At 72.6% G+C, this 5,066-nt stretch carries 4 protein-coding genes and 1 rRNA gene; all 5 read left to right on the top strand.

The features are described 5' to 3' along the window. Positions 1-86: ribosomal RNA gene (rrf, locus tag ACFV61_RS34245) — 5S ribosomal RNA — on the top strand; the annotation flags it as partial. Between the two features lie 240 nt (positions 87-326). Then, a complete protein-coding gene (locus tag ACFV61_RS34250; protein WP_380495999.1) occupies positions 327-2,915 on the top strand; it encodes an ATP-binding protein in 2,589 nt (862 codons plus the stop codon). A 109-nt stretch (positions 2,916-3,024) separates the two neighbouring features. Continuing rightward, a complete protein-coding gene (locus tag ACFV61_RS34255; RefSeq protein ID WP_063347600.1) occupies positions 3,025-3,705 on the top strand; it encodes a response regulator in 681 nt (226 codons plus the stop codon). A gap of 66 nt (positions 3,706-3,771) precedes the next feature. Next, positions 3,772-4,179 carry an OB-fold nucleic acid binding domain-containing protein gene (locus tag ACFV61_RS34260; RefSeq protein WP_063347599.1) on the top strand — a complete coding sequence of 136 codons (408 nt, stop codon included), beginning with the start codon at positions 3,772-3,774 and terminating at the stop codon, positions 4,177-4,179. 2 nt (positions 4,180-4,181) lie between these two features. Continuing rightward, a complete protein-coding gene (locus tag ACFV61_RS34265; protein ID WP_380496001.1) occupies positions 4,182-4,997 on the top strand; it encodes a DUF3159 domain-containing protein in 816 nt (271 codons plus the stop codon). Positions 4,998-5,066: the final 69 nt, after the last annotated feature.

Raw genomic sequence — 5,066 nt, forward strand, 5'->3', positions numbered from 1 at the left:
GTTACATTCCGAACCCGGAAGCTAAGCCTTACAGCGCCGATGGTACTGCAGGGGGGACCCTGTGGGAGAGTAGGACGCCGCCGAACAATTATTCCAAAAAGACCCCCTCCCTTTCGGGAGGGGGTCTTTTTGCATTTCCCGGAGACAGGGCAGAAGGCTTTCAAGCCGGCCCGGCCGAGGGGGCGGGCGCCGTCAATATGTCGCTAAAACCGCATGATCAGTCCACTGATCAGCGGAAAATCGCCGCTCACGCCGTAGTCTCGAAGGGAAGGGGAACAGGTGTCCGGGGGTGGCCCCGGGGCAGAGCCGGATCAAGAATGGTGCTCATGGGACGAGGCAGGCTGCGCATCTACCTTGGGGCGGCCCCCGGGGTCGGCAAGACGTACGCCATGCTCGCCGAGGCGCACCGGCGACAGCAGCGTGGCACGGACGTCGTGGTGGCGTTCGTGGAGGATCACGGCCGGCGGCTCACCGCGGAGCTCGTCGACGGGCTGGAGGTCGTGCCGCGCCGGCAGCTGGTGCACCGGGAGGCCGCGTTCACCGAGATGGACGTGGACGCCGTCCTCGCCCGCCGCCCGCAGGTGGCGCTGGTGGACGAGCTGCCGCACACCAACATCCCCGGCTGCCGCAACGCCAAGCGCTGGCAGGACGTCGAGGAGCTGCTGGCAGCCGGGATCGACGTGATCTCCACCGTCAACATCCAGCACCTGGAGTCGCTCGGCGACGCCGTCGAGGGCATCACGGGGGTGCGCCAGCGCGAGACCGTGCCGGACGCGGTGGTGCGCCGGGCCGACCAGATCGAGCTGGTCGACATGTCGCCGCAGGCGCTGCGGCGGCGGCTGGCGCACGGCAACGTGTACGCGCCGGAGAAGATAGACGCGGCCCTGGCCAACTACTTCCGTCCGGGCAACCTGACCGCGCTGCGCGAGCTGGCGCTGTTGTGGACCGCCGACCGGGTCGACGAGTACCTGCAGAAGTACCGGGCCGAGCAGGGCATCGAGGGCACCTGGCAGGCCCGGGAGCGGATCGTGGTGGGCCTGACCGGCGGCCCCGAGGGGGCGACGCTGATCCGGCGGGCGGCCCGGATCGCGGCCCGCGTCTCCGGCGGTGAACTCCTCGCCGTCCACATCTCCCGCTCGGACGGGCTCTCGGGCACCGGCTCCCCGCAGACGCTGATCGAGCAGCGGGCCCTGGTGGAGAGCCTCGGCGGCTCCTTCCACGCCGTCCTCGGCGACGACCCGGCCGCCGGGCTGCTGGACTTCGCCCGGGGCGTGAACGCGACCCAGATCGTGCTGGGCACCAGCCGCCGGCCGGCCTGGCAGTACCTCTACGGGCCTGGCGTCGGCACCACGGTGACCCGGGAGGCCGACGACATCGACATCCACATGGTCACCCACGAGCACGCCGGGCACGGACGCGGGCGGGTGCCGGTGCGCCGGATCACCGACCTGGGCCGCTCCCGCACCATCGCGGGCTGGCTGATCGGGCTGGCGGGTCCGCCGGTGCTGGCGCTGGTGCTGACCGCGATCGGCGGGCTGGGCCTGTCGACCGACATGCTGCTGTTCCTGTCGCTGACGGTGTGCGCGGCGCTGGTCGGCGGGCTGCTGCCGGCGATCGGGTCGGCGCTGGTCGCCTCGTCGGTGCTGAACTACTACTTCACGCCGCCGATCCACACCTTCACGATCAACGAGCCGCAGAACATCATGGCGGTGGCGATATTCACCGTGGTCGGCATCTCGGTCGCCTCCGTGGTCGACCTGGCGGCCCGGCGCACCCACCAGGCGGCCCGCAGCCAGACGGAGGCGCAGACGCTCAGCGCGCTGGCCGGTACCGTGCTGCGCGGCGCGCCGAACGGGGACGGGGTGCTGACCGCGCTGATGGAGCAGGTCCGGGAGACCTTCGGGCAGGAGAGCGCCGCGCTGCTGGAGCGTCCGGAGCCGCTCGGCGCCTGGGTGCCGGTCGCCACCGCCGGGCCGCGCCCGCCGGAGCGGCCGGAGGAGGCCGACGTGGATGTGCCGGTCGGCGACAGCCTGGCGCTGGTGCTGCGCGGCCGGGTGCTGCCGGGGGCGGACCGGCGCCTGCTCGGGGCGTTCGCCGCGCAGGCGGCCGTGGTGCTGGAGCGCCGCCGGCTGGCCCGGGAGGCCGCGGCGGCGCGCCGGGAGGCGGAGGGCAACCGGATCCGCACCGCCCTGCTGGCGGCGGTCTCGCACGACCTGCGCACCCCGCTGGCGGGGATCAAGGCGTCCGTCACCTCGTTGCGGGCGGCCGACGTCGAGTGGGCGCCGGAGGACGAGGCGGAGCTGCTGGCCGGCATCGAGGCCGGGGCCGACCGGCTCGACCACCTGATCAACAACCTGCTGGACATGAGCCGGTTGCAGACCGGCACCGTCACCCCGCTGATCCAGGAGACCGACCTGGACGAGGTGGTGCCGTTCGCCCTCGGCGGGGTGCCGCCCGAGTCGGTGCGCCTCGACGTCCCGGAGACGCTGCCGATGATCCGGGCCGACGGCGGCCTGCTGGAGCGTTCGCTGGCCAACCTGGTCGAGAACGCCGTCAAGTACAGCCCGGACGGCGTCAAGGTGCTGGTCAAGGCCGACGCGCTGCGTCAGCCGGGCGGTTCCGCGCGGGTCGAGCTGCGGATCGTGGACCGCGGCCCGGGTGTGCCCGAGGACGCCAAGGAGCGGATCTTCGCGCCGTTCCAGCGCTACGGGGACGCGCCGCGCGGCGCCGGGGTGGGGCTCGGGCTCGCGGTGGCGCGCGGCTTCGTCGAGGCGATGGACGGTACCGTCACCGCCGAGGACACCCCTGGTGGCGGCCTCACCATGGTCGTCAGCCTGCCCGCGGCCGAGCGGCCGCCGGAACCGGGGGAGGCGACCGGTGACGGGCACGACCCGCTGTCGCGGCTGATCACGTGACAGCCGGTGGCCTGCCGCTCAGGCCTGTCGTTCCTCGCTTCCGCAATCCGTATGTTCAGCAAGTCCCACAGTCCGTAAGTCCGACAGCCCTGAAAGGCGGAGCCCGTAAATGACCCGGGTCCTCGTCGTGGACGACGAACCGCAGATCGTCCGCGCGCTGGTGATCAACCTCAAGGCCCGCAAGTACGAGGTCGACGCGGCCCATGACGGCGCGAGCGCCCTGGAACTGGCCGCCGCCCGCCATCCCGACGTCGTCGTCCTCGACCTGGGCCTGCCCGACATGGACGGCGTCGAGGTGATCCGCGGCCTGCGCGGCTGGACCCGGGTGCCGATCATCGTGCTGTCGGCCCGGCACGCCTCCGACGAGAAGGTCGAGGCCCTGGACGCCGGCGCCGACGACTACGTCACCAAGCCGTTCGGCATGGACGAGCTGCTCGCCCGGATGCGCGCCGCCGTGCGCCGCGCCGAGCCGGTCGCGGGCGAGGACGACTCGCTGGTCGTCACCGAGAGCTTCACCGTCGACCTCGCCGCCAAGAAGGTCAACCGGGACGGCGCCGACGTCCGCCTCACCCCGACCGAGTGGCACCTGCTGGAGGTGCTGGTCCGCAACGCCGGCCGGCTGGTCAGCCAGACCCAGCTGCTCCAGGAGGTGTGGGGCCCCGCCTACCGCACCGAGACCAACTACCTGCGGGTCTACCTCGCCCAACTGCGCCGCAAGCTGGAGCGCGACCCCTCGCACCCGCGCCACTTCATCACCGAACCGGGCATGGGCTACCGCTTCGAGAGCTGACCCCGGGGCGCCCCCGGTGGCCGTACGGCCTGCCGCCGGGGGCGCGGAAACCGGTACCCTTCCGACATGAGTGGTGACAACAGCAGCGACCAGCCGCAGGGGCGCTTCCGCCGCATGCTCAGCCGGCTGACCTCCTCGGCCGAGGAGCTGCAGGCCGAGGAGCTGCGCCAGGAGAGCGCGGCGGAGTCGGGCTGCACGCCGATCGCCGGCTGCGCGGACCGCGAGCTGGTCACCGTGGCGGGCACGCTGCGCACGGTGACGCTCCGCCCGCGGGCCGGGGTGCCGGCCCTGGAGGCCGAACTCTTCGACGGCACCGAGGCGCTGGACGTGGTCTGGCTCGGCCGCCGCTCGATCGCGGGCATAGAGCCGGGCCGCCGGCTCGTCGCCAGCGGCCGGATCAGCCACGCACGCGGGCGCCGCGTGCTGTTCAACCCCCGCTATGAGCTGCGTCCGGTCGGACACGGGAGCGAATGAGCGTGAGCAACCAGCCCGGCGGCGAGTCCGCCGCCCAGCTTGACCTGGCCGCGAACCACCACGCGCCGCCCGGCCCGCACGGACCCGGGGCCGTGGCCGACGCGGCCGTCCGCGAGGCCGTCGTCGCCAAGGAGGCCGCCGACAGCGCGGCCGAGGAGGCCGCCCGCAAGGCCGCCGCCTCCAAGGAAGCGGCCGACACCATCCTGCAGGCCTTCGGCGGCGTGCGCGGCATGATCGACATGACGCTGCCCGGCCTGGTCTTCATCGTCACCTTCAACATCACCCACCAGGTCAGCTCCGCCGCCTGGGCCGCGCTGGGCCTGTGCGCGGTGTTCGTGGTGACCAGGCTGGCCCGGCGGGAGACCGTCCAGCACGCCTTCAGCGGGGTGTTCGGCGTCGCCCTCGGCGCCTGGATCTCGATGAAGAGCGGCCGTGCCGAGGACTTCTACCTGCCCGGCCTGCTGTGGAACGTCGGCTACAGCATCGCGCTGGCGGTCTCCGCCCTGGTGCGCTGGCCGATGATCGGCGTGATGCTCGGCCCGGTCACCGGCGAGATGTTCACCTGGCGCAAGGAGAACCCGGGCCGGTTCGCCGCCTACACCAAGGCGACCTGGGCCTGGGTGGTGATCATGGGCCTCAAGCCGGTGATCCTCTTCCCGCTGTACTTCACCCACAACGTCAACCTGCTCGGCTGGCTCAAGGTCGCCCTCGGCATCCCGCCGATGCTGCTGGCGATGTACGTCACCTGGCAGATCCTGCTCAAGGCGCCGCCGCCGATCAAGGCGCAGTTCGACGACGACGAGGAGCCGGCCCGCTAGGCCCTGTCCGGCCGGAGCCCCGGCTCGCCGGCCCGCACACGACGGGCGAGGGCCCGCACCCCTGGTGGG

This window comes from Kitasatospora sp. NPDC059817, from assembly GCF_042731835.1.
Classification (GTDB): domain Bacteria; phylum Actinomycetota; class Actinomycetes; order Streptomycetales; family Streptomycetaceae; genus Kitasatospora.

Bases quoted from the DNA above. Each gene is read 5' to 3' on its own strand.
- ACFV61_RS34255 (WP_063347600.1), top strand. From the start codon at position 3,025: ATGACCCGGGTCCTCGTCGTGGACGACGAACCGCAGATCGTCCGCGCG.
- ACFV61_RS34260 (WP_063347599.1), top strand. From the start codon at position 3,772: ATGAGTGGTGACAACAGCAGCGACCAGCCGCAGGGGCGCTTCCGCCGC.
- ACFV61_RS34250 (WP_380495999.1), top strand. From the start codon at position 327: ATGGGACGAGGCAGGCTGCGCATCTACCTTGGGGCGGCCCCCGGGGTC.